Source organism: Dulcicalothrix desertica PCC 7102 (assembly GCF_003991905.1).
GTDB classification, from domain to species: Bacteria; Cyanobacteriota; Cyanobacteriia; order Cyanobacteriales; family Nostocaceae; genus Dulcicalothrix; species Dulcicalothrix desertica.
Genome location: NZ_RSCL01000003.1, coordinates 91092 through 115237, shown reverse-complemented (window position 1 = coordinate 115237; position 24146 = coordinate 91092). Strand labels below are relative to the sequence as shown.

Here is a 24146-nt window from a genome sequence, read left to right as displayed (position 1 = left end):
GCCCGTTGTAAGGACTGAAGTCCTTATGACGGGCAACATCGCATAGGCAACTATTTTAACCTATGATTTGCCATCTATCAGCCCGGTTATCCCACTTAGACCAAATCATCCGTTACATCCGTTACTATTGATAGGTATCAGCAAAGTAAAACAAGTACGATTCGACGCACTTTCAACCTCTATACTTCCCCCTAAACACTTAGTAAGCTTTTGCACCAGTGCTAATCCTAAACCTGTACCACCTTGTTTCCAAGGGTCATTACTAGGAATACGGTAGAACTTATCAAAAATACGCGGTAACTCAGATGCAGGAATTTCCACACCTGTATTTGTCACCCTAAGCTCAATATCTTGAGATTTTAAACGCGCACTAACAATGATTTCTTCGTCTGCTGGACTAAACTTACACGCATTAGTCAAGAGTTCGATTAAAATTCGCTCTAAACTAAAAGGGTCACTAACCAACTGAGGAAGGTCTGGAGCAACATCCACGTATAAGTTACTCAAAGAGTTCCTGTTCCTTGCTTTGAATAACCCCACTACTTTGACTACCCATTCCTTAATATGTACCGTTTCCAAAACCAACGGTTTACTATTAATATCAAGCTTCTGTAAATCTAAAAAATTACTAATTAGATTTATCTCACGCTCACACTCATTATTTAAAATTTGGAAGTAACGCGCGGCTTTCGCTTCAGAATGCTGTATTCTATTTTCTAAAGCATGGGAAGCATCGACATTCATATTCAGCGTAATCCCAAGCATCTGAATTGCCATTTTCATATTTGTTAGTGGTGTACGTAGCTCGTGCGAAACAGTACTGAGAAATTCATCCTTAAGACGATTAAGTTTTTCAATCTCGGAAACTTGGAGCTTTTTCTCGCTTTCGCTTTGTTCTCGTACCAGTTCAATCGTTTTATATTGGCTAATATCTACACAGCAACCAACATACCCACTAAACTCTCCACTCGCTGTAAATCTTGGAATACCTGTATCTGAAACCCAACAATACTGACCCGAAGCACGTTGTAACCGATACTCCATATCAAACTTTGTTTTTGCATTCAAAGCTGAGTAATAGGTTTGTAAACAGTTGATTTTATCATCTATATGTACATGCTCAAGCCATCCTATCCCGCGCACTTGTTCTAAAGCACACCCTGTAAATTCAAGCCAAAACTCATTAAAAAAGTCATACATCCCATTGCTGTTTGATGTCCACAGCATTATAGGAGCGCTATTCGCTATCGTCTTAAACCGCTGTTCGCACTCATTATAAGCTTCTTTCAAATCATGAAACTGTGTAATATCCTCGAAAACCAAGACAACTACAGGATTTGCTGATGAAGAAAATATTTGTGCAGTCGCTTTTACCCAAACAATTTTACTATTCGGACAATTTAAGCGATACTCAGAACTTACAACCCCTGTTCCGGATACTTTAAATAGATTTAATATCAAACTTGCCAACTTCTCACGTTCGTTTGAAGCGAATAATTTAAAAATTGGTTGATATAGCAACTCTTCTTTTGTGTAACCAAGCTTCGAGGCGCCAAATCTATTTATAGATAAAATAATACCATTTGCATCAAGCGTAAAGTTAATCGAAGGTAATTCATCGTAAAGCTTACGGTACGACAAAGTACTATCACAGGGATGTAACTCAGTTGTTTGACTAAGTTCGCTAGCTAACACTTTATCGGATACAAGCTCCAAGCGCGTTGAAGAAATCGGTAAAATATTATCTTCCTCTTGACAAATACGATTTCGACTAGATGTTTGGTTACGGCTCATCATAATTTAGTTTGAAAGCACCCGTATGCGAATGTTTATAAACGATAACAAAGAAAGGAGTATTATTATACTATATTTAATACAAAAATCTTTAACGATTATTTGTTAGTGCTAGAATAATACTATTCATACAATTATTAAAAAAAGATTAAAAAAAATTAAAATCTACCAGAAACCGGGTTTCTATGCAAAATCGTTATTTTTATTACAAGATTTCATCGAAGAAACCCGGTTTCTAGGTTTTTTAACCACCTGTTTATAATTACAGCTTGTAAAAACAATATTATGCAGCAAATCTACTTCAGCAGATGTGAGGTGGCGCCATTCACCCATCTGTAAACTATTTAGCATGAGATGGGCGATTTGGAAACGTATTAACCGGAGTGTTGGAAAACCCACTGCTGCGGTCATTCTACGAACTTGGCGATTTTTTCCCTCAGTCAGAGTCATCTCTAACCATGCAGTATCGACATTTTTTCTAAATCTTATCGGTGGGTTACGTTCGGGTACATCTGGTTTTTGTGGCAATAACCGAACTTTCGCGCTTTTAGAACGGTAATCTTGAATTTTTACACCAGTGCCTAATTGGGACAAAGCTTCTTCAGTGGGGATGCGCTCTACTTGTACCCAGTAACTTCGCTCGTGTCCAAACTTTGGGTCAGATAAACGGTGTTGTAGTTGTCCGTCGTTCGTTAATAATATTAAACCTTCACTATCCCAGTCCAGGCGCCCAACTGGATAAACATCTGGCACATCTATATAATCTTGGAGAGTTTGACGTTCTGGGGTATCGCGTGTAAATTGGCACAATACTCCGTATGGCTTGTAAAAAATAATATACTTGTATTCGATATCGGTCATCGGGGGCAAATAGTAAAGGGGAAAAACAATAATATCGCACCATGACAAATTCTAGTTGTGAAATTAATCGACGTTCATTTTTATTTTTAGGAGGCACCGCGTTAGTAGAAAGATTATCATTATTAGACTTGCCCGCAGTTGCTCACCAGTATCCGGCGCCACTAGCACTATAACAAGAATGGGTTAAATTTCAACACAAGCCCAAGCATAAATAGTACAACTATAACTTAAAGCTTTTGTAATTTTTTCAGCGTTCTTATCTGAAGATTTATCTATTTATTCTGATAGTGTCATTTATCACTATCATTTTTCTATGCCTGGTGATATACATTATAAAGAACATTAAAAGCTTAGTAATAATAATGACTTCATTTATATAAATCTAAGTGAAGTCACTGGTTATAGTGTACTTAACTAATCCTGATTGATTAGTTAATTCCAGAAAGTTTGTAGACGTATAAACAATAGAATACATCGAAAATAATTTATGCATTGGACAGTTGCTGCCCCATTTATTAATAGATTGAACCTGACCCAGGAGTACTGGTTAACTAAATATGTTCCTGGAGATAGGCATAAATTTGCTATTGTACCGCGCAGTCAACCGTTACAAAACTGGCACGACCGCAAGTCAAAGGTAACTGGTTTAAAAGATTGGCTTATTTATTGGCAGCATGGAATGGACGCAGTTAAAATAACTAGAGGAGGGATTATAACAGTTTTCCCGCAACTGCCAGCAGTATTAGGTATGCAAAGGCGCCTAACTCGTAAGCGTTTCCCAATCATAGCTTGGTTATTCAACGTTGGTACATGTTCAACTGGAATTAGGTGCCAGTTTGCCAAAGCTTCGTTAGATAATATAGATAGCTTTATCGTACATACAAAACGTGAACGCGATATTTATCATGAATGGTTAGGTATTCCCAAAGAGCGCTTTGAATTCGTTCCATTCCACGAAAAAGAAATTCCTATAACGCATCAAGAAAATACAGAACAACCATTTATAACTGCCCTAGGTTCTGCACACCGTGATTTTCCTTCGTTCTTTACAGCAGTTTCTAAACTTAACTTACCAACAGTAGTAGCATCAGGCAAACGCGCATTAGAAGGAATAGACATTCCACCCAATGTTCAAACACCCTTCGGTATTAGTAAAGCAGAATGCTGGCGCCTGTCTCAAGAAGCGCGAATAAATGTAGTCCCCTTACTTCCCAACTCGCAAGTAACCGCAGCAGGACAAGTCACTATAGTAGAGGCAATGCAAATGGGTCGTGCAGTTATTGCCACCCGTTGTCACGGAGCAGAAGATTATATTCAACACGGTGAAACAGGTTTATTAGTAGAACCAAACTCCGTTGATGAGTTAACTCAAGCAATAGAAATGCTATGGAATAACGCAGACCTAAGAAACCGTCTCGGTCAAGCAGCACAACGCTATGCTAAAGATAACTTTTCATGTGAATCAAGTGGCGCCGCACTAGGTAAAATTCTAGATAAAGTCGCCGATTCATACAACACATATTAAACCTCTTGTGGAACGGGCATCCCTGCCCGTCCCAAATATTAAAGCTAATTATAAAAACTTCTTCCTTTTTACAATTAATCACATTGCCAAATTTGAATAATTCCCTCACTAGTTGCACAAATAAGACTTTTGGAAACTTCGCTAAACTTAGCAACATTAATTTTACTTGTCCCTATATTAAGTTCTTCTCCAGTACTAATTTGCCACAATTTCAAAGCTCCATCTGTACTTGTACTGCCAATAATCTGAGAATCACAGCTAAAAGATACAGAGGAAATTTGCGCGCGATGTCCAGCAAAAGTATTAATTTTTTTCCCTGTACTGATATCCCATAAAATTATACTTTGGTCAAAACCTCCACTAGCTACATATTTTTCATTTGGGCTAATAGCAATACAAGTGATAAACGCCGAGTGTGGTATTACACTTATAGATTTAAGGGTCTTTAAATTCCATAGTTTTATGGTTTTATCACTACTACAGCTAATTAATATTTGTTTTTCTGTACTAAGTGTTAACGAATGTACAGTATGAGTATGTGCTTTAACTACATGCAACATTTCTCCCATACTGATATGGGATATTTTGATACTCGTGTCATTGCTAGCACTAATTATAGTTTGATTATCTGGACTAATAATAACTGAGCAAACAGGCGCCGAGTGTACTTTGAATTTATTAACTAATTTACCCGTTGCAACTTGCCAAACAGCAATACTACCATCATCACTACCGCTAGCTAGCATTTGATTATCATTACCAAATACAACACACCGTATTAATTGGTCGTGCTTAATAGTGTGTATTAAGTTACCTGTTGATTCACATATTGATAAGTTCCAAATTTTGATAATGTTATCACTACCCGCACTAGCTATAAATTGTCCATCAGCACTAACTGCTAATCTCCAAATACAATTACCATGATTTAATGACTTGACTAATTTACATGGATATGCACGTTTTGGCTTTTGAGGAGCAGTTTCTTGCTGATACTTTTGTTCTTGCTCTTTTCGTATTCGTTCACGAAGCTCAAATTTACGTTGAATAACTTCTAACTCTGAAGCTTTTTTGTAATCTGATTTTGCACGGTTAACGTATCCCAGCTTTTCACAAGCCAGCGCGCGAAATTTATATGCTTCAATATAATCTGGCTTTAACCGAATCGCGATAGTAAAATCTTCAATAGCTTCGCTGTATTTACCTGTGGAAGCTTTGCTCATCCCTCTTTGGTAAATTGTTTCTGGAGTTGATGCAGTAGAAGAAACGCTTGTTTTATTGGATGAAGTTGTGTTTACGGTGTTTGTATCTATATATTGATAATTCTTAAGCTGTTCGTAAGCTTGATTAATTATCTTAATCTTTTCTTCGGCGCCTCGTTTTTGTGTTGGGTCGAGAAAAAGGTCAGGATGACACTCAAGAGCGAGCTTTCGGTAAGCTTGTTTTATTTCTTCTTGAGATGCACCTGGTTTTAAATTGAGTGTTTTTAAAGCGGAATTTGTATCAATTTGTTCAGTCATGACGACTAAGTAGATGTTAAGTATTTAAGGTTACTTTAGTTTTCCCTAAAATACTTATTATGTAACAATCTCTGTTTATAGTTGAGATTCGCCTAATTTGAATGCTTCCCAATCTGCACTCGCAAATTCTTGATTCAAAATTTCAACTTCTGTTTGATAATTGTTATCGTTAGCCATTTCTGCGAATTCGGCATCAATTTCTGCTCTTTCTTGATTTTTGGAGTGATTTATCCATATTTGAATTAAATTTGACTGTTAAGAATATTTTACTGCACAGGCAAGATGCCTGTGCTACAAGATTCTTTACAAAAGCACATAAAAGTAATGCATTTGGACGATTTTGCAATACATTTATTAATTTTTGACGAGGCAAAAAACTGTCACAATAACAACAATAGGATTAATTTCCTTGCTAGGGGTGCCTGAGTTAAACCGGGCTGAGATTACACCCTTAACACCTGAGTCTGGGTAATACCAGCGGAGGGAAGCTCTTTCATGAAGGAAATGATTTAAATTATGCGAACTGAATGGGTTGCCAAACGACGTGGGCAAGATAATGTTACTCAGATGCATTATGCTCGTACTGGTGTAATTACTGAGGAAATGCACTACGTTGCCAAGCGGGAAAACCTCCCTGTTGAGTTAATTCGTGATGAAGTCGCGCGGGGACGCTTGATTATTCCTGCTAATATTAATCACACTAACTTGGAACCAATGGCAATTGGTATTGCCTCCAAGTGTAAGGTTAATGCCAATATCGGCGCCTCTCCTAACTCATCGGATATGGCTGAGGAAGTAGCTAAATTAAATTTGGCTGTAAAATATGGCGCCGATACGGTAATGGATTTATCAACGGGTGGTGGTAATTTAGACGAAATTCGTACCACTATTATTAATGCTTCACCCGTTCCCATTGGTACTGTACCTATTTACCAAGTTCTCGAAAGCGTTCACGGCAACTTAGACAAACTCACCCCTGATGACTTTTTGCATGTAATCGAAAAACATGCTCAACAAGGGGTAGATTATATGACTATCCACGCGGGTTTGCTAATTGAGTACTTACCTTTAGTCAAATCGCGAATTACAGGTATTGTTTCTCGTGGTGGTGGTATCATTGCTCGCTGGATGCTGCAACACCACAAACAAAATCCTTTATATACCCACTTCAACGACATCATCGAAATCTTTAAAAGATACGATGTCTCCTTTAGTTTGGGTGACTCGCTGCGTCCAGGTTGTACACATGATGCATCCGACGACGCCCAATTATCTGAACTAAAAACTTTAGGGCAACTAACGCGCAAAGCTTGGGAACACAACGTTCAAGTTATGGTCGAAGGTCCTGGACACGTACCAATGGATCAAATCGAATTTAACGTTAAAAAGCAAATGGAAGAATGTTCCGAGGCGCCTTTCTACGTACTCGGTCCACTCGTCACCGATATTGCTCCAGGTTACGACCATATTACCTCAGCAATTGGCGCCGCTATGGCTGGGTGGTACGGTACAGCGATGTTGTGCTATGTAACACCTAAAGAACACTTAGGATTACCCAACGCCGAAGACGTGCGAAACGGTTTAATTGCCTACAAAATAGCCGCACACGCAGCTGATATCGCCCGTCGTCGTCCCGGCGCCCGTGATAGAGACGACGAACTATCACATGCTCGTTACAACTTCGACTGGAACCGTCAGTTTGAATTATCACTCGACCCAGAACGCGCGCGAGAATACCACGACGAAACATTACCAGCAGATATTTACAAAACCGCTGAATTCTGCTCAATGTGTGGTCCCAAATTCTGCCCAATGCAAACCAAAGTTGATGCAGACGCGTTGACCGAGTTGGAAAAATTCTTAGCAAAAGACAAAGAAGTCGTAGCTAAATCTTAAAATCTTTGTTGTTCTTGTGGAGCGGGCATCCCTGCCCGCCCCAAAAAATTAGACAGTTGTAGGTTGGGTGGAGGCTTTGCGGAACCAAGTAAATGCTTACTCCCTTCCTGCTGGAAGATTACCTATAAATTCTCTCTCTTCCTTTGCGTACTTTGCGTCCTTTGCGGTTCGTTCATTTTCGGTATTCTTTGAGCGTGAAGGGAGTAAATCAATAGAAGGTATTTATCAGAACGGAAAAATTGAACTACTTGAAACACCTGATTTATTAGAAGGAGCAAAAGTTATTGTTACTTTTGTCTCAAAAGATAATTTTATAGATTTACCTTCTCGTGGAATAAACCCAGAACAAGCAGCAAACTTACGCGCAAGATTACAATGTTTTGCTGACTGGGAAAATCCAGATATGGGCGCCTACGATGCCTTATGATTACAAAAATTGGTGGTGCGTAACTGCCATTTTAATTTTTAGTTTTGGTTATGGTTCTTTAATGCAGTTACGCACCCTACTACGTTACGGCGCCTCTGAGTCTATTCCCAGTTCTCGCAACGGGAGCAACTAAAAACCGTAGGTTGGGTGGAGGCTTTGCGGAACCCAACATTACAGGTCTGTTAGGTTTCTTTGCGATAACATAGAGAAGACAATATATGTATATATGTATATTTGTGTATTAATCAAACCAAGTAAATGCTTAAATTGACATTCTAATAAATAGGGACGGGCGAGGATGCCCATCCCACAATAAATTATTTCATACTTTTTTATCTAGGAGTTTTTAAATTATTAAAACCGCGATAAAAAAGTTTCTATATCATTGGTAGAAGATTTTGCGGTCAAATCTGAGATAGGTTGAGGATTATCAGCTAATTGTTCTTCAGGTTCATCTTGAGATTTATCTCTAACTTTGAAATAGTAATAAAGATTAGCAACAGCTAAATCTGATGCTTTTTCTAAATTACACGGAACTAATGTTTTGTAACCAGCATTTATAGACTGCTGATTAATGCTAGTATAGCTGCTACAATAGCAGGTTCATTCGGTTTGGGAATGTTTGATGTTGATGGACTACATAATCAAATAAAATCGAAAGTTTTGGAAATAGGATTTCAAAAATTTGATGAATCTATCGATAAACTTTCTGAGCAACTACACGAAATCACTACTTCTGTTTTTGATACTAAGGTTGAATCAGCAAGTAGAGTAATTTCTCAAGCTATCTCACTTTATGAAAATCTTTTACAGCAGCATCAAAAAGCACACCAAGAAACTTTAGAGCAACGTGGAACTGACAAAATATGGATATGCCAAAAACAGCAAGAGCTTGAACAGCTAAACAATCAAATCGAAGCAATGATGCAAAAGTACGCTGTCTAAATGATTTAAAACCATGTAGAGACCGATTAATACGCTCTAGCAACGAATTTGATGAAAGGAAAATTTTAAACCCATAATAGGAAGTTTATAGGTTAAAAATTGGTGGTGCGTAACTGGCATTTTAATTTTTCGTTTTGGTTGTAGTTTTTTTTATGCAGTTACACACCCTACTTAAGGCGCCTAATTATTTAAAATCACTTATCCGTTACATCCGTTTATCATCCGTTGCCAATTTTACCCTGTGCTACAGATGTTTAAAGCAATTCCTTATATCTCTTTTGAATATCCTCAATATCAAACACAGCTTCAAACTTTAAATTTTGCGACTCATAAAACTCGGCGCCACCTTGTTTCCTATCTACAAGCGATATAACTTCATCAACTACATAACCAGCATCACGTAATCTAGTTACTGCCTTCATCGCGGACTGTCCAGTTGTGACAACATCTTCTAACACAACAACTTTGGCGCCACTTTGTAAAACAGGCCCTTCAATATACGCTTGTGTACCGTGACCTTTAGCTTCTTTACGAATAATAAGCGCGCATACAGGTTTATTCTCATATGCCGATACAACGCTAACAGCACTGACAATAGGGTCGGCGCCTAAAGTTAACCCAGCTACAGCTTGTGTATCGGGTGGCAACATATTTAAAAGTAACCTGCCAATAGCCAAGGCGCCTATTGGATGCAGCGTTATTAACTTGCCGTTTATATAGTATGTACTTTTTGCCCCAGAGGAAAGAACAAAATCTCCCTCTTTGTACGCATCTTGGCAAAGTAAATCTAATAACTTGTCACGTAGGGTAGATATATCAGTACTGACAGCCCAAACATCTGACTTCTGACTAATTTCAGCGGAATAACTCATTACAACTGGTAAAAAATTGTGCTACACCAAAGTTGAACTCATCCGAGTTCCCAAACTAAGCATAAATTATGATGCGCGCTCTTGAGGCGCCCACGAGCAATAGCTTAATAGTTCATAAAGTAGGAGTAATTTAATTGTGGGTTTAAAGTTTAAATTATTAAGTAGTCTTTTTATACTACTAGCATCATCATTTCCATCAGTTGCAGCAGCACAAGAAAGCGCACCTGGCTATGAAACCGCAGCTGATGCAATGCAAAGAGCTTTCTATAAGAATAGTCCTAACTATTACCGTAACCAAGGTATCAATCGAGATATTGACTTGATATTAGGTACAGGTACACCTTTCCGTAGCTCTTTCCCTGAAAAAGAAATTGAAAGAGATGCTGACTTGGTAAACGCGCTTTACCGAGATGTAATTATGCAGCAAGCAATGAATGACCCGTACATTCGTACACCAGACCTACCCAACCCTTACAATACATCTTTAATGATGTCCCCACGCATGAATCAAGAGAAGCTCAGAAGCGGCACTGAGTTCCGATTTGAACAAAGATAATAAATAGTTAGGAGTTAGGAGTTGAAGATTAATTCCTAATTCCTAACTCCTAACTCCTAACTTTGTCTTAAATCCAGGGTACAGGAGTTGAACCTGTCTGGGACGAATTATGAGTTCGTTGCCTAAACCGATCGGCCAACCCTGGTTGACTAAACTAATAATCTACAATAACACACAAAAACACTTTTGCCAGCTGCTCTGTCAAAAAAATGTGTAAATGTTAAGTCAGTAGTGGTAGTTTATCGGATTATAATACATAATTTGAGAATAAATATAGTGCAAACTGATATTGATAAAGTTGACTAATGGTTTTAGTTTACAAACTCCTCTATTTTAGTTACATTAGCCCAATTATTTATTCTCTTGAGTATTAAGAGCGATGAAACTTAATTCTACTGTGCTTCTGACGTTGACTTTATTAACCCTGATGTTGGGAGCTGGTTCTGTAAGTGCCATAATCGGTTTTGATGTCGGTAGTAAAGCCCTAAAAGGTGTAACTACTCCCGACGCACGTCCTACTAGTAAGTTTGCTAGCGCTAAATCTGGCAATACGGCACAGACAGGAGTGGCATTATTAAGGGAAGAAGAAATATTAAAAATTGTAAAGGCACGTATTGAAGGTAAGACTAAGGCTGCTAAAGCGTCGAAGTCTGATGATGACGAAGATACTAAGGAGAAGCAAAAGCCAGAAGAGAAACCAAAAGAGACACAAGAAAAGCCTCAAGCTGGATTTCCTATCAATGCTGAAAATGGCGGTGTGAATTTCTCGGTACAGTCAGCAAGCTTTTCGGGTGGCGATTTGGTACTTAGGGTAAAAATGCAAAACAAAGGTTCAGAAACTGTACGTTTTTTGTATAGTTTTTTGGATGTTACGGACGATAAGGGCAGAACTCTTAGCCAAAGTACTGAAGGATTACCCGCCGAATTACCAGGAAATAGCTCAGAATTTACTGGTACGGTTAGTATTCCCACACCACTACTTGATGATGTCAAAAAAATATCACTAGCTTTGACTGACTACCCAGCACAGAAAATGCGACTTGAAGTATCGAATATCCCAGTGGAAAGATAAATGGATTTTGGATTGGGGATTTTCCTGCGGACATGAATGGATTTGGGATTGGGGATTTGTCTTACAGGCGCGAACACTGCGTGAACGACAATGAATGGATTTTGGATGAGATATGTGATACAAAAGTACCAAATATAGCACTTTGTCTTTAATATAAAATCCAAAATCTAAAATCTAAAATCTAAAATTTTAGTGGGCGCTTATCTCGAAGGCGGGTTATCAATAAAGTGAGTTTCAGAGACGTGGGGCTGAGGTTGTTGTCGGTATTGTTGCTGATTGCAATCAATGCTTTTTTTGTGATTGCTGAGTTTTCGATGGTGACGGTGCGACGTTCGCGCATCCACCAGTTGGTTGAGTCAGGTGATGCAGGCGCCGTTGCAGTTGAATCGCTGCATCGTAGTATAGATAGACTACTATCTACTACTCAATTAGGCATAACCCTATCCAGCTTGGCATTGGGATGGATAGGGGAAAGTACGATGGTTAAATTGATTGATGTATGGCTAACGTCATTACCACTGCCTAGTGGGATGAATTTTTTTGTTGTGCATTCGCTTTCAATTCCCATTACTTTTCTTTTAATTGCTTACTTGCAAATTGTTTTGGGTGAACTTTGCCCAAAATCGCTGGCAATTCTTTACTCGGAACAGCTTGCAAGATTTTTGGGTCCGCTTTTTAAAGCAATAGTTAGATTCTTTAGACCATTTATCTGGATACTCAATCAATCTAATCGGTGCTTACTCGGACTTTTTGGTATTGAGTATACTGGTAAAAGCTGGCGCCCGCCTGTTACATCTGAAGAATTGCAGCTAATTATATCGACCGAACGCGAATCAACAGGGCTACTCGCTAAAGAACGGCAATTACTTAAAAGGGTTTTTGAATTTGGAGAAATTACCGTTCAAGCAGTAATGATTCCCCGTACTAGTATTGTATCACTACCAGTAAACGCCTCATTACAAACTTTGCTCAAAACAATGATAACTACTGGTTACTCATGCTACCCAGTCATCGGTGAAGATTTGGATGATATTCGTGGTATTGCTTACTTTAAAGACCTAACAAAACCCTTAGCTCTAGGCAAACTCACGCTAGATACACAAATTCAACCTTGGATAAGACCAGCAAGGTTTGTCCCAGAAAACACACTACTCCATGAATTGCTGCCAGTGATGCAGCGACAAAAGCCAGCAATGGTAATGGTGGTAGATGAGTTTGGGCAAACTGCTGGACTGGTAACTATCGAAGACGTTATTGGTACCATTATCGGTGATGCCAATGACTCAGAGAATGCCAATAATCTATCTATTCAAGTTCTGGATGAATTCACATATTTAGTGCAAGCACAAATCAATGTCGAAGAATTAAATGAAAATTTACATATCAATTTACCTCTGACAAGAGAATATCAGACAGTAGGAGGCTTCTTGCTGTATCAGTTGCAGAAAATTCCAGCTTTGGGAGAAATTTTTATCTACCAAAACCTGGAGTTCACGGTTATTTCAGTCGTTGGTCCACGCTTGCACCAAATTCAACTGCGAAGATTAGAAGTTTAAAGTTGGAAGTAATTCTAATTAAAAGAAACCGGGTTTCTATGTAAAATTGTTATTTTCATTACAATATTTCAACCAAGAAACCCGGTTTCTAAATTTCAAAATAATTTTGATTTTGTTGCTGATAAGCTGCAATTGCGCTGTAGTAAGATGAATCCGGCTAATCGGTATTTGGAGTAAAATATATAAAGTTTGCGAGAAGACTTATTGAATTTTGTGCAAAATATACAAAAAGTAAGTAAGTAGAATCCCATAGTGTAGGGAATGCGCGCATAAGACTCTCATGTAACGGGAACTCACAACAAACTTTGAAATTCTTCATAAATATAACCTCCATGTTACCATCTGGATGGTTTAAAACGGCTCGTTATTGGTATTTTGTATGATATGCCAATGTCCGTAGCATCTCTATATTTGGTGGTTGAGGAGAGAATAATAGTGCAAGATAGCATGTCAGTGGCAGAACCAAATCCATATACACAACGTAGCCCACTACGCCCTATCCGCGTCGGTGTGATTGGTGTAGGTAACATGGGGCAACATCACGTTCGCGTTTTTAGTTCAATGAAAGACGTTGAACTAGTGGGAGTGGCAGATATTAATTTTGAGCGTGGACTGGAAACAGCAAGCAAGTACAAAGCTCGCTTTTTTGAAGATTATGCTGACCTGCTACCTCTTGTCGATGCGGTTTGTATTGCAGTGCCAACAAGGATGCATTACGCCGTCGGTATTAGTTGTTTGTTAGCTGGTGTCCATGTTTTAATCGAAAAGCCTATTGCTGCAAGTCTTTCTGAAGCAGAGTCGCTCGTTAATGCTGCTGCTGAGTCGGGATGTATTTTGCAAGTGGGTCACATTGAGCGCTTTAACCCTGTTTTTCAAGAATTGAGTAAAGTTTTGAAAACCGAAAAAGTTTTAGCTCTCGAAGCACACAGAATGAGTCCTTACTCAAATCGAGCCAATGATGTATCGGTTGTCTTGGATTTAATGATTCATGATATTGATTTATTGCTTGATTTAGCTGCGGCGCCTGTGGTTAAGTTAACTGCTAATGGGACTCGCAGTCCAGACTCTGTTTATTTAGATTATGTGACAGCAACATTAGGATTTGCGAACGGGGTTGTCGCTACACTGACCGCAAGTAAAATTACGCATCGAAAAACTCGCAATATCTTAGCTCACTGTCAAAACTCACTAACTGAAGCAGATTTTCTTAAAAACGAAATATTGATTCATCGACACACAGCAGCTAACCCAAACACTGCAAATCGACAAGGACTTTACAAGCAAGATGGCTTAATTGAAAAAGTTTACACTAGTAATATTGAGCCTTTACGCGCGGAATTAGACCATTTCGTCAACTGTGTTCGTGGTGGCAATCCTCCTTCTGTGGGTGGAGAACAAGCATTAAAAGCTTTACGTTTAGCTAGTTTAATCGAGCAAATGGCGCTTGAAGAGCGTGATTGGAATCCATTAGATTGGGAATCAGAACATTCTAATATCCGCCAATCATTGACGCCTATTGTTTAGTCCGCGTGGGGGATTGGCGCGCCTATTCCCCCTCCTCAAATTTATACCAAATTTCTACGATTAATAAATTAAGCTAGCTGTTATACTTGCTACGTGCATAAGATTGTATTAATCACATTGAAAGCTAACATTTTAACTATTCGACACGCGCAGGCGCCCCCATAATCGGGCAAAATTATTTAAGTAATCAGGACTTACGCATAAAATCCTAGAAACCGGGTTTCTTGATTGAAATCTTGTAATAAAAATAACGATTTTGCGTAGAAACCCGGTTTCTGAGCGTAAGTCCTATAATAATGTAACGAGACGGCTAGAAGTTTCACACCCATCAACTCAATGTTCGATTGGATAATACCAAGTGTAATAAATATTGTCTATTCCTTGGGTTACTTTGGAATAGCTTTAATGATGTTCTTAGAGAACCTGTTTCCACCAATTCCATCGGAATTGATAATGCCCCTAGCAGGTTTTACAGCCAAAGAAGTCGCAGTTGCAGCAGCACAAGCTTCTCTAAAGAAACTTGCAGATAAATACGGCAAGTGGATAACCGTGTCAAGTAAAGACATTACTAAATCTATCGAATGGTTTGACCGTGCGGGTATTGGTAACATGCTGTTGCCATCTTTCTTATTTTATACAACATTGGGTAGCGCACTGTGGACATGTTTGCTAACATACTCAGGATATGCGTCCTTGTACACGGTACGAGTTAGTTGATAAGTACCTTGCCCCTGTATCAAAAATTGTGCTGGTGGCTTTGGTATAAGCATTTAGCTTGTGGGTGTTTAGACGCAAACAAAAACGAAGACCGAGATAGCAGCACATTTGAGCGATTGTTGATGCGCGTCAATAAAAGCAAGCATAAGAAGCGATAATTTCAAACATTACGTGCCTTTTGTAACTTCTTCGAGTTGAAGAACGAGTATGCAAATGTTTAGTAACGTATCTCTAGCTACATTTGTATTTAGGTAAAAATTTTTGTTACCAGCGTTTTCTAGTACTCGTTTTTTTGCGTTTATAGCATGATAACTTGTTAGAGCTAAGTAATTACTAGGAGCTTTATGACAGACCAACCCAACAATACAACACCAATTAGCGCAGCAACTCCAATGAACGCTGCCTCAATTCCAATGAATCGCACCCCGGTGACTGCAAACCCCATTGGTGCAAATCCAATGACAGCAAACCCAGGAGTGGCGCCAAGACCAACTGGAAATAGCTCAGGCAAAAATATACTTAGCGTTGACTTAGGTAGAACTTCCACAAAAACCTCCGTCAGTCGCGAACCAAACAGCGTATTATTTATTCCTGCCAACGTCAAAAAAATGACGATGGAAGAAGTACGTGGTGGAGTATTTGAAGCACGTGCTACCGACCCATTGATGGACTTGTGGATGGAATTTCAAGGTAGCGGTTACGCAATTGGTCAATTAGCTGCTGACTTTGGAGCTAACTTAGGTGTGGGTCAATCGAAGGTAGAAGACGCACTTGCAAAAGTATTAGCTTGTGCAGGTTACTTCAAACTCAAAGACGAAATTTCTGTAGTACTAAGTTTGCCCTATCATTCCCAAGAGCAATTTGAAAAAGAAAAAAGTCAGTTGATGAGTCAAATCAGCGGACCACACGTAATGAACTTCCGTGGTGAGACAGTAGAACTCAACGTCACCAAAGTTTGGATAATGCCCGAAGGTTACGGCAGCTTGTTATGGTGTGAAGCACAACCTAAAAAAGGCCCCGGAACTCCTGACTTTACAAAAGTTTCAGTTGCCATCGTTGACATTGGTCACCAAACAATCGACTGCTTAATGGTTGATAACTTCCGCTTCGCACGTGGAGCTTCCAAGAGCGAAGAATTTGGTATGAACAAATTCTACGAACTAGTTGCCGCTGAAATCGAAGGTTCTGACGCACAATCATTATCTTTAATCGCTGCTGTAAACCGTCCAAAAGGTGACCGCTTCTACCGTCCACGTGGCGCCGGCAAACCAACAAACCTCGATGATTTCCTACCTAACTTAACTGAGATGTTCTCCCGCGAAATTTGTAATCGTGTATTAGCATGGTTGCCAGAACGGGTGACAGACGTAATTCTCACTGGTGGTGGTGGCGAATTTTTCTGGGATGACATGCAGCGTTTACTCAAAGAAGCAAAAATTAACGCTCATTTAGCTGCACCATCGCGGCAAGCTAACGCTTTGGGACAGTATATTTATGGAGAGGCACAGCTATCCAATCGTCCCGCTAAGGCTTAAAAGAAATGTTCCAATGGTCAAAAAAAGTAGTTAAATCAGTCACATTTAATCCGGGGGTTGCGGACGAAAGTTTGCTTGCGCTAGTCGAAAGCCATTTGGAAAAAGACCCTGATAAGTCGTTTAGCGACCTTTGTAAAGAAGCGTTGTGGCAAGCTTTGTGCGTACCAGAATCGGTACGCCCAAACCAAAAACCCACACAAGCACTACCGTCGTCATCACCATCACAAATATCAACACCACCGCCATTACCTAGTAGTACTGGTGGTGGTGAACCACAAATCGCCGACCTACATCGTCAAATTACTGACCTTGAAGGACGCTATTATTCCAGAGAAGCAAATCGACTTGATGCCGTCGAAACTCAGCTAATACAACTGAGTCAACAAGTTGCACAACTGGCAATTATGGTAACACAGGGTGTCACCGTTCAAGTTGCCCCAACCCAATCACTACCCACAGGAGGAGAAGTATATAAACCTAGTAACACTCCTCCTCCGGCGCCTGTTGAAGTTGACCCTGTTATCAGCCGCTTGAGTCTACTTGTTGATGATTTCTAGTTCAAGCAAATATCCATACAGGGTGAATCATTCCATACTTTTATTCGCACTCCTTGATACATGTGTATTGAGGAGTATTGTTTTTGTCTTGTGTATATCTTGTGGAACAGGCATCCCTGCCTGTTAATTAATACACATTTTAAGGGACGGGCAAGGATGCCCATCCCACAAGAGTTAGCTCATAATTTATGAAAATTTGTATAATCCATCGCCGGAACATCCTTAGTTATACTTAAATCTAATTGTTTTGACATAAATCAAAATTGAGGTTATCTGGCAATGAGCAATACAAAATTTTGGAAACCTGCTTACCAATTATTTAAGCCAGAAGAGCCACTAAATAAACCCGAAGACCTACGAGACTTTTACGTACAACGCGCCAACAGCCCAGTAGACAGCCTCATCACCTCGCTAGAAATGGAAGACGACCCAGCAAAATTTTTACTAGCTGGTCATAGAGGAGGTGGTAAAACTACTGAATTACGGTGGTTGCAACAACAACTAAATCAAGATTACACAGTAATTTGGGTTGATACAGAAACAGCACTTGACCGTTACAACATTGGTTACGCCGAAGTAGTAGTTTTAATTGGTGTAAAAATTTTTGAAACAGTCCTGCAATCAAATTGGGGATTAAACGACGAACTCTTACAAAATCTTGGAGATAGCCTCAAAACAGTAGTATTACAAGACGAAGAAGCTACTGACGCAGGGTTAAAACTACCAGAATTTATCGAAAAGCTTGGTTTCATCCTCAAACAAGGTTTAAACCAAAAACTTACTAAAACCGTTAATATCCGCCCAGTACTCAGCGAAATAATTGAAAGAGTAAACGCCATTGTTGAAGTCGCAGAGAAAAAAAGCGAGCAAAAGTTAGTAGTAATAGTAGATGGGTTAGATAGACACGATTTTGTCACAGCCTTGCAAATGTTTTCCAGTCCCCTACTCACCGAATTAAGCTGTCACATTATTTATTCCATTCCCATCTCTCTCAGATACTCACCCAACTTCCGCCAACCAATGGAAAGCTTTCAAAAATGCCTAGATTTAACAAACCCGCCAGTTTTTGAATGTGGCGCCAACTCCCAACCTACCCTTAATAACCACTCGGATGGTAGAGATGTTTTAATTAGCATCATCAACAAGCGACTTGCGCGACTAGGCAACAGCTACAAAGGTTTATTTAACCCCGATGCACTAGAGTTAATATGTGAGAAAAGCGGTGGTGTTATCCGTGACTTAATACGATTAGCACGCGCTTCCTGTGAAGTCTCTTTAAGAAAAAAATTACTATTAGTAGATTTAGACACAGCAATTGAAGCAGTACAACAAGTCCGTAAAGACTACACTCTCAGCGACTATCATTATCCTGCAATGGAAGAAATACATCGTACAGGCAAACTCAATACCAAAACCTACAACTTACCAGGTAAAGGAGATTTTGTAATTTGTGACGAATTATTACAAAACAAATTTGTTCTAGGGTACTACGACGAGCGCCGAAATCACTGGTTTGACGTAAACCCAATTCTTATCGAAGACTTAGAACGCTGGAAACCCGTGGGATAGGCATCCTGCCTGTCCTTCAATTACTTGCCTGTCCTTTACTAAATTCTTATAGCCAAATAATTTTATCTACTTATGACAACTGCTCCCCAAGAGTCAAATTATCTAAGCGAAACTGACGATACAGAGCTAGATAAATTAGTTACCACCTTAGAACTATCTGATGGCGGCACTATTATTTTTGCAATAGCCCCAGATAGCAGTCCCCAACATCCAGTGGTGGAGCAGTTCAAAACTTTATTATCAGACTGTGACGAAAACTTTCAAATTCAAAACTTTTTCTACAGCGATAATTCTCTATATAATTTTCTCTACAGCTTAGATAATCAAGCAAATATACAGCAAGAAGCTAGCCGCAAGTTAATAATGGCATTTGGAATAGACCAATTGCCCTTACCTCGCCTAGTACGCGAGATGAAACAGTTAAATTTGGGTAGAGAATCTATATTTAACCGAGACATCGTATTGATTTTTTGGCTGAACAAATCTGAATTTTTAAAGGAATTTAGCAACCGGGCGCCAGATTTTTGGGATTGGCGAAACAAAGTAGTAACCTTTGAGACACGTCCTGTTTTAAATCCCTTACTTTATTCATATCTAGAAAGACTAATTGCAGAAAACTCTTATTTAAAAATTAGTGGTGTAATGCAAGTGCAGCGCCAAGTAGATATTTTTCTAGACCAAATTTATGTTTCCCTACAGGCAGTACGGCGCCAGGAGGTAGTAGAAACCGAGCGACATGAATTAAGTAATTACACGCAAAGGCTAACAATTGGAAATTCTAGTCCGCATGACTTGGATGAGCCTAGTTACTATGACGAACCAGTTGTCCTCGAATCATCTTTTTCTACTACCACAAAAACTATTACGCAAAAGCTTGATTTATCTGAAGCAGTACGGCAAAACCAATACAATGTAATTTTGGGGGCGCCAGGTGCAGGTAAAACAACACTACTACGTTATCTAGCATTGCATTATGCTGTTGCCAAACGAGATAGCCAGGAAATAGTTACAGATGGTGAACAAGAACTAGGTAGAACGTTATTACCTGTTTTCTTTCGTATAGCTGATTATGCAGAACGCTTAGACAAACAACCAAATTTGAGCTTACTAGATTATTTACGTCAATACCACGCTGAAGCTGAGGTAATAGCACGAATATTAGAAACAATGCAGCAAGGGCAGTGCTTAATATTACTTGATGGCTTAGACGAAGTATTTGACCAAGAGAGCCGCAGACAAATAGTTGAGCGCATCAATCAGTTTGCTGATGAATTCGCAGGTAATAAATTTGTCATCACAAGCCGTATTGCTGGCTACCGTGACGTACAACTAAGCAGCCGCTTTGCTGAATTTACCATCGAGGATATGGACAGCGAAGAGGTAGAAAAATTTCTGCATCGTTGGTGTCGCGCGGTTGAAAAAGCACAGCAACCCGAAGCAACCGAAGAGCAATGGCAAACAGCAGGAGATAATCAAACAAGGGAAATTTTAGAAGCAATAGAAGGTAACGAAGGTGTAAAGCGTTTAACGGCAAACCCTTTGCTATTAACTATTTTGTCATTGATACATCGCAATGGCGCCCGTTTGCCAAATCGTAGAGTTGAACTATATGCTTTAGCAGTTAAGACATTAATAGAAGATTGGCAGCTAAGTAAAAAACTGCCTGATGCACCAACAGTAGTGCTTAAAGAAACCGAGGTAGTGAGACTACTGGCGCCGCTAGCTTATTGGATGCACGAAGAAAAACCATCAGGGTTAGTAACTCAAGCAGAAGTAGAACAACAGCTAGCAGAAAAACTTGCAGAATTAAACGATATTGAGCCAGACACAGAAAGCGTCCGTCAAGCAGTAGAAGAGTTTTTGCGGAAAGTGCGGGAAACTACTGGGCTATTTGTTGAAAGGGCGCCTGGGATTTACGGCTTTATGCACCTAACATTTGAAGAGTACTTTGTCGCGCGTTACATAGCAGATAACGACCAAAGTGAAATTTTAAGCCTAATTGACAAACACTTCTACGAGCCACGTTGGAACGAACCAATATTATTAGCATTAGGCTATTACGGAATACACTTTAATGCACAAGTTGATAAATTATTAAAGAAACTGTTTAGTAAACTTGACGCATATGAGCCTACACTTCAAGGTGGCGATATAAAATTTAAAAATTCCTTATCTCACGATGCTATTCTTGTTTGGTCAAATTCACTTGAAAAATCAGAAACAAGTAAGTTTGAATTAAACTTAAAAGATTTAATATTTGCTGGTGAAGTTCTAACTCAAGTCGAGGTAAGTAATAGTAGCATTCGTAAGAAAATTATCCAAAAATTAGTTACTACCCTTATTTGTTTAGATACAGATGGTATTGATGATATAATCAAGCAACTTTTAAAACTGCTACGCAGGATTGAATCGTTTACTCAAAAAGGTGAAGTATTTGCGCTACTCAAACAAGCTGCAAATGACTCAAATTTATCAGAAGAAAATAGAGTTAAGTTGCAGCTAGCTATTTTATTTGTTGCTTGTGGAAAAGCAGATATGCAATTAGTCAATTGTGTTATTGATATTGTTGGTACATTAAATGCGATACTATTTTGTGGCATTCGGTATTTAGTAAAAGAATTGGGCGAAGAAATGTCTTCTGCCCTTAAAAATTGTCAGTATATAAATATTGATAGAAATAGTATTAAAGCATTAAAGTTTATGATTTTTATGAGTTACCTTCGTGAAGATAACTACGAAAAAGCTGTTAATCTTTTTGAATAACTTAATCAAATATTAGATAGTCATTTAAATCTTTATTTTAATTGGGCATTAGCTATTTGTTACCAACAAAAAGAAGAATTTGACGAAGCATTTTTTTATTATGAGCAATGCTTTAAAAAATTATCTTCAAATATTCATACATTATCTTTTAGATATCTTTGGATAGATCAAGGTGTTTGTCATCGTTTACATGGCAAATATCAGAAATCAGTAGAATGTTTTGAGCAGACTTTAACTATTGATAGAAAACATAGCCATTCAAAAAACGAAGCAAATACACTATGGGATATTGGTAAAATTTATCAAGAATGGGGTAAGTACGAACAAGCACTTTATCATTATCAGCAAAGTCTTGATCTTTATGAACAACTAGGACTAGAGTCAGATGTGGCTGATTTATTAGGTTGGATATCCGACTGCTACCAGGATTGGGGCAAATACAAGCAGGCAATTGAGAGTCGGCAGGATTACTTACAAATTTATCAACGTTTGGATAATCAGCAAAATATAGCTTTTGCCTATTGGAGGTTAGGACGGATTTATCAAGCATGGGACAAGTACGAACAAGCACTTTCCCATTATCAGCAAAGTCGTGATCTTTACGAACAATTAGGACTAGAGGCGGATATGGCTGATTTATCAGGTTGGATATCCGACTGCTACCAGGATTGGGGCAAATATAAGCAGGCAATTGAGAGTCGGCAAAATTACTTACAGATTTATCAACGCTTGGATAACCAGCCAAATATAGCTTTTGCTTATTGTCAGTTAGGACAGATTTACCAAGCATGGAGCAAACACAAACAAGCACTTTATCATTATCAGCAAAGTCGTGACTTTTACGAACAACTAGGACTAGAGGCAGATGTGGCTGATCTATCAGGTTGGATATCTGACTGCTATCGGAATTGGGGCAAGTACAAGCAGGCTATTGAGAGTCAGCAGAATTATTTACAGATTTATCAACGCTTAGATAATCAGCCAAATATAGCTTTTGCTTATTGGAGGTTAGGACGAATTTATCAAGAATGGAATAAGTACGAACAAGCACTTTTTCATTACCAGCAAAGTCGTGACCTTTATGAACAACTAGGACTAGAGGCGGATACGGCTGATTTATTAGGTTGGATATCCGACTGCTACCGAGATTGGGGCAAGTACAAGCAGGCTATTGAGAGTCGGCAAAATTACTTACAAATTTATCAACGCTTGGATAATCAGCTAAATATCGCTGTTGCTTATCGGAGGTTAGGACGGATTTATCAAACATGGGATAAGTACGAACAAGCACTTTTTCATTACCTGCAAAGTCGTGACCTTTATGAACAACTAGGACTAGAGGCGGATACGGCTGATTTATCAGGTTTGATATCCAACTGCTATCGCGATTGGGGTAAGTACGAGCAGGCAATTGAGAGTCGCAAAAATTACTTACAGATTTATCAACGCTTGGACAATCAGCCAAATATAGCTGTTGCCTATTGGCAGTTAGGACGAATTTATCAAGCATGGGATAAGTACGAACAAGCACTTTCTCATTATCAGCAAAGTCGTGACCTTTATAAACAACTAGGACTAGAGGCGGATATGGCTGATTTATCAGGTTGGATATCTGATTGCTACAAAGATTGGGGCAAGTACGAGCAGGCAATTGAGAGTCAGCAAAATTATTTACAAATTTACCAATGCTTAGATAATCAGCCAAATGTCGCGAATGCATATTGTCAGCTAGGACGGATTTATCAAGAATCGGGTCAGTACGAACAAGCAATTTTTCCTTATCAGCAAAGTCGTGACCTTTACGAACAACTAGGACTAGAGGCGAGCATAGCTGATTTATCAGGTTTGATATCCAACTGCTACAAAGATTGGGGCAAGTACGAGCAGGCAATTGAGAGTCGGCAAAATTATTTACAAATTTATCAACGCTTGGATAATCAACCAAATATAGCTAATGGATATTGGCAGTTAGGACAAATTTATCAAGAATGGGGTAAGTACGAACAAGCACTTTCTCATTATCAGCAAAGTCGTGACCTTTACGAACAACTAAAATTAGAGGCGGATATGGCTGATTTATTAGGTTGGATATCTGATTGCTACCGGGATTGGGGCAAGTACGAGCAGGCAATTGAGAGTCAGCAAAATTACTTACAGATTTATCAACACTTAGATAATCAGCCAAATATAGCTAATGGATATTGGCAGTTAGGATATATTTATCAAGCATGGGGTAAGTACGAACAAGCACTTGCTCATTATCAGCAAAGTCGTGACCTTTACGAACAACTAAAATTAGAGGCGAGCATAGCTGATTTATCAGGTTTAATATCCGACTGCTACCAAGATTGGGGCAAGTATGAGCAAGCAATTGAGGGTGGCCAAAATTATTTACAGATTTATCAACGCTTAGATAATCAACCAAAAATAGCTTTTGCCTATTGTCAGTTAGGAGGG

General features: G+C 39.0%; 19 protein-coding genes, 1 tRNA gene, 2 pseudogenes and 1 riboswitch. Of the genes and pseudogenes, 16 read left to right on the top strand and 6 right to left on the bottom strand.

Annotated elements, in window-relative coordinates; genetic code table 11:
• Positions 1–105 precede the first annotated feature (105 nt).
• Positions 106–1794, bottom strand: a complete 1689-nt coding sequence (locus DSM106972_RS07170) for a sensor histidine kinase (RefSeq protein WP_127080407.1) — start codon at positions 1792–1794, stop codon at positions 106–108.
• Between the two features lie 183 nt (positions 1795–1977).
• Positions 1978–2655 (bottom strand): pseudouridine synthase, encoded by a 678-nt coding sequence (locus tag DSM106972_RS07165; RefSeq protein WP_127080060.1) that lies wholly within the window; start codon positions 2653–2655, stop codon positions 1978–1980.
• A 41-nt stretch (positions 2656–2696) separates the two neighbouring features.
• On the opposite strand from DSM106972_RS07165, the gene DSM106972_RS54780 reads away from it, so the two are divergent.
• Both DSM106972_RS54780 and DSM106972_RS07160 read left to right on the top strand, forming a co-directional pair.
• Positions 2697–2828: a hypothetical protein gene (locus tag DSM106972_RS54780; protein WP_267901068.1), complete on the top strand. Its 132-nt coding sequence runs from the start codon at positions 2697–2699 to the stop codon at positions 2826–2828.
• Between the two features lie 314 nt (positions 2829–3142).
• Positions 3143–4180 (top strand): glycosyltransferase family 4 protein, encoded by a 1038-nt coding sequence (locus tag DSM106972_RS07160; RefSeq protein WP_127080059.1) that lies wholly within the window; start codon positions 3143–3145, stop codon positions 4178–4180.
• A 74-nt stretch (positions 4181–4254) separates the two neighbouring features.
• On the opposite strand, the gene DSM106972_RS07155 is transcribed toward DSM106972_RS07160, so the two are convergent.
• Positions 4255–5700 (bottom strand): WD40 domain-containing protein, encoded by a 1446-nt coding sequence (locus DSM106972_RS07155; RefSeq protein ID WP_127080058.1) that lies wholly within the window; start codon positions 5698–5700, stop codon positions 4255–4257.
• 404 nt (positions 5701–6104) lie between these two features.
• Positions 6105–6203, top strand: a riboswitch (TPP riboswitch).
• A 13-nt stretch (positions 6204–6216) separates the two neighbouring features.
• Here DSM106972_RS07155 and thiC point away from each other — a divergent pair.
• The 4 genes from thiC (at position 6217) to DSM106972_RS07135 (ending at position 8968) form a co-directional block, all read left to right on the top strand.
• Complete coding sequence (gene thiC / locus DSM106972_RS07145) at positions 6217–7596, top strand: phosphomethylpyrimidine synthase (RefSeq protein WP_127080057.1); 1380 nt, start codon at positions 6217–6219, stop codon at positions 7594–7596.
• Between the two features lie 76 nt (positions 7597–7672).
• A complete protein-coding gene (locus DSM106972_RS53195) occupies positions 7673–8023 on the top strand; it encodes an antitoxin family protein (RefSeq protein ID WP_233787727.1) in 351 nt (116 codons plus the stop codon).
• Complete coding sequence (locus DSM106972_RS51245; protein WP_158632775.1) at positions 8013–8156, top strand: hypothetical protein; 144 nt, start codon at positions 8013–8015, stop codon at positions 8154–8156. The genes DSM106972_RS53195 and DSM106972_RS51245 overlap by 11 nt, the downstream gene beginning before the upstream one ends.
• A 485-nt stretch (positions 8157–8641) precedes the next feature.
• Complete coding sequence (locus tag DSM106972_RS07135) at positions 8642–8968, top strand: hypothetical protein (RefSeq protein ID WP_127080056.1); 327 nt, start codon at positions 8642–8644, stop codon at positions 8966–8968.
• Positions 8969–9222: 254 nt separating this feature from the next.
• Here the strand turns inward: DSM106972_RS07135 and pyrE are convergent, their stop codons facing one another.
• The gene (gene pyrE, locus DSM106972_RS07130) at positions 9223–9840 is read right to left on the bottom strand and encodes an orotate phosphoribosyltransferase (protein WP_127080055.1); all 618 of its coding nucleotides are present in this window, start codon (positions 9838–9840) and stop codon (positions 9223–9225) included.
• A gap of 136 nt (positions 9841–9976) precedes the next feature.
• Between pyrE and DSM106972_RS07125 the strand changes: the two genes are divergently transcribed.
• Positions 9977–10396 (top strand): hypothetical protein, encoded by a 420-nt coding sequence (locus DSM106972_RS07125; protein WP_127080054.1) that lies wholly within the window; start codon positions 9977–9979, stop codon positions 10394–10396.
• 72 nt (positions 10397–10468) lie between these two features.
• On the opposite strand, the gene DSM106972_RS51240 is transcribed toward DSM106972_RS07125, so the two are convergent.
• A tRNA-Ile gene (locus DSM106972_RS51240) sits at positions 10469–10541 on the bottom strand.
• Positions 10542–10775: 234 nt separating this feature from the next.
• On the opposite strand from DSM106972_RS51240, the gene DSM106972_RS07120 reads away from it, so the two are divergent.
• The 4 genes and pseudogenes from DSM106972_RS07120 to DSM106972_RS07105 all read left to right on the top strand — a co-directional run bounded on the left by DSM106972_RS07120 (position 10776) and on the right by DSM106972_RS07105 (position 15314).
• Positions 10776–11468 (top strand): hypothetical protein, encoded by a 693-nt coding sequence (locus DSM106972_RS07120; protein WP_127080053.1) that lies wholly within the window; start codon positions 10776–10778, stop codon positions 11466–11468.
• 227 nt (positions 11469–11695) lie between these two features.
• Positions 11696–13024, top strand: coding sequence for a hemolysin family protein (locus DSM106972_RS07115; RefSeq protein WP_233787726.1), 1329 nt, complete (start codon positions 11696–11698; stop codon positions 13022–13024).
• Between the two features lie 435 nt (positions 13025–13459).
• The gene (locus DSM106972_RS07110; protein WP_127080051.1) at positions 13460–14548 is read left to right on the top strand and encodes a Gfo/Idh/MocA family protein; all 1089 of its coding nucleotides are present in this window, start codon (positions 13460–13462) and stop codon (positions 14546–14548) included.
• Between the two features lie 336 nt (positions 14549–14884).
• Positions 14885–15314: pseudogene (locus tag DSM106972_RS07105) on the top strand (hypothetical protein).
• 111 nt (positions 15315–15425) lie between these two features.
• On the opposite strand, the pseudogene DSM106972_RS55685 reads toward DSM106972_RS07105, so the two are convergent.
• Positions 15426–15482: pseudogene (locus tag DSM106972_RS55685) on the bottom strand (tetratricopeptide repeat protein); the annotation flags it as partial.
• Between the two features lie 127 nt (positions 15483–15609).
• Between DSM106972_RS55685 and fcmB the strand changes: the two are divergent.
• The 5 genes from fcmB to DSM106972_RS53185 all read left to right on the top strand — a co-directional run.
• Positions 15610–16800, top strand: a complete 1191-nt coding sequence (gene fcmB / locus DSM106972_RS07095; RefSeq protein WP_127080050.1) for a filament morphology actin-like protein FcmB — start codon at positions 15610–15612, stop codon at positions 16798–16800.
• Positions 16801–16805: 5 nt separating this feature from the next.
• The gene (gene fcmC, locus DSM106972_RS07090) at positions 16806–17357 is read left to right on the top strand and encodes a filament morphology membrane protein FcmC (protein WP_127080049.1); all 552 of its coding nucleotides are present in this window, start codon (positions 16806–16808) and stop codon (positions 17355–17357) included.
• 279 nt (positions 17358–17636) lie between these two features.
• The gene (locus DSM106972_RS07085; RefSeq protein WP_127080048.1) at positions 17637–18926 is read left to right on the top strand and encodes a P-loop NTPase fold protein; all 1290 of its coding nucleotides are present in this window, start codon (positions 17637–17639) and stop codon (positions 18924–18926) included.
• A 72-nt stretch (positions 18927–18998) separates the two neighbouring features.
• Positions 18999–21689: an NACHT domain-containing protein gene (locus tag DSM106972_RS53190; RefSeq protein ID WP_233787725.1), complete on the top strand. Its 2691-nt coding sequence runs from the start codon at positions 18999–19001 to the stop codon at positions 21687–21689.
• A gap of 9 nt (positions 21690–21698) precedes the next feature.
• Positions 21699–24146, top strand: a 2448-nt coding sequence (locus tag DSM106972_RS53185) for a tetratricopeptide repeat protein (RefSeq protein WP_325052170.1), incomplete at its 3' end; no start/stop codon positions are given.

What these genes read in the sequence shown, in the direction of transcription:
- DSM106972_RS07165 (WP_127080060.1), bottom strand. Translation starts at nt 2,655, where the DNA reads ATGACCGATATCGAATACAAGTATATTATTTTTTACAAGCCATACGGA.
- pyrE (WP_127080055.1), bottom strand. Translation starts at nt 9,840, where the DNA reads ATGAGTTATTCCGCTGAAATTAGTCAGAAGTCAGATGTTTGGGCTGTC.
- DSM106972_RS53190 (WP_233787725.1), top strand. Translation starts at nt 18,999, where the DNA reads ATGACAACTGCTCCCCAAGAGTCAAATTATCTAAGCGAAACTGACGAT.
- DSM106972_RS07120 (WP_127080053.1), top strand. Translation starts at nt 10,776, where the DNA reads ATGAAACTTAATTCTACTGTGCTTCTGACGTTGACTTTATTAACCCTG.
- fcmC (WP_127080049.1), top strand. Translation starts at nt 16,806, where the DNA reads ATGTTCCAATGGTCAAAAAAAGTAGTTAAATCAGTCACATTTAATCCG.
- DSM106972_RS54780 (WP_267901068.1), top strand. Translation starts at nt 2,697, where the DNA reads ATGACAAATTCTAGTTGTGAAATTAATCGACGTTCATTTTTATTTTTA.
- DSM106972_RS51245 (WP_158632775.1), top strand. Translation starts at nt 8,013, where the DNA reads ATGCCTTATGATTACAAAAATTGGTGGTGCGTAACTGCCATTTTAATT.
- DSM106972_RS07160 (WP_127080059.1), top strand. Translation starts at nt 3,143, where the DNA reads ATGCATTGGACAGTTGCTGCCCCATTTATTAATAGATTGAACCTGACC.
- thiC (WP_127080057.1), top strand. Translation starts at nt 6,217, where the DNA reads ATGCGAACTGAATGGGTTGCCAAACGACGTGGGCAAGATAATGTTACT.
- DSM106972_RS07135 (WP_127080056.1), top strand. Translation starts at nt 8,642, where the DNA reads ATGTTTGATGTTGATGGACTACATAATCAAATAAAATCGAAAGTTTTG.
- fcmB (WP_127080050.1), top strand. Translation starts at nt 15,610, where the DNA reads ATGACAGACCAACCCAACAATACAACACCAATTAGCGCAGCAACTCCA.
- DSM106972_RS07155 (WP_127080058.1), bottom strand. Translation starts at nt 5,700, where the DNA reads ATGACTGAACAAATTGATACAAATTCCGCTTTAAAAACACTCAATTTA.
- DSM106972_RS07170 (WP_127080407.1), bottom strand. Translation starts at nt 1,794, where the DNA reads ATGAGCCGTAACCAAACATCTAGTCGAAATCGTATTTGTCAAGAGGAA.
- DSM106972_RS07085 (WP_127080048.1), top strand. Translation starts at nt 17,637, where the DNA reads ATGAGCAATACAAAATTTTGGAAACCTGCTTACCAATTATTTAAGCCA.